1 protein-coding gene is annotated in these 730 nt (G+C 60.1%); it reads left to right on the top strand.

Annotated elements, in window-relative coordinates:
• Window positions 1-210, top strand: a 210-nt coding sequence (locus AC0L3P_RS39940) for a hypothetical protein (RefSeq protein ID WP_473309452.1), incomplete at its 5' end; no start/stop codon positions are given.
• Between the last annotated feature and the right edge of the window lie 520 nt (window positions 211-730).

Below are 730 nucleotides of genomic sequence, written 5' to 3'. Positions count from 1 at the left end.
CTCGACGTGAATTCTGTCAGCATCCACTCATGCCTGTCGCGGCTTAAACGTAGGCCAAGGACTTTCCTGGGGATCGAGGGCAAATACAATGCCGCGGGGAAGAGCAATACGCGCGCCGACGTCTTCGCGCCTCGGTCAAGGGAGTGGGCGCCCGTCTGGCTGTACTCCATTGGCGCTGCAAAGCGGCAGGCCTTGGCGCAGGGCGAGTGATCGCGACAAGGGCCTGAACAGCGCCGAAAATTTGCTTGTTCGGCTGCGAAAAACGGCACGCGCCGTAACAGCCATCAGGCGGATTGCAACTTTTCGTGTCGATCTTCTCGCCTTGCGAGATCATCGTGTGGTCTCGCTACGAACGTTCCGCCTCCCAGATCCATCTCAGTTACTAGCCGCGATGGGCGGAGTGGCTGCGACTGGCCGACTGAAACATCCATCTCAGGTCCGGCAGGTGCGGCCCAGCCTAGCTAACGTGACATGACCGCGGCATCGACAATCGTTCGCGGTCGCTGACGACGCCTTCGGGAATACGGTGATCTCGTCCAGTTTGTCACGCTGTAGGAGAAAGTTATGAGGCGAATTGACCGCCTTGGCAAAGCGCCCATCCACGAAGCTGATAGCGCGGACGATGCTGCCGCAGGACAGGCTGTGGGCCCTGAAGGAGCGGGCCAATCGTCCTATTCTGTCGTGGAGCAGACGCGCTCTGAACCTCAAGAGTCGCGCGCTCCGTCCTCTC

It is taken from the genome of Bradyrhizobium sp. WSM4874 (genome assembly GCF_055811835.1).
Note: the sequence above shows the minus strand (reverse complement) of the source record. Positions and strands in the feature narration are given on the sequence as shown.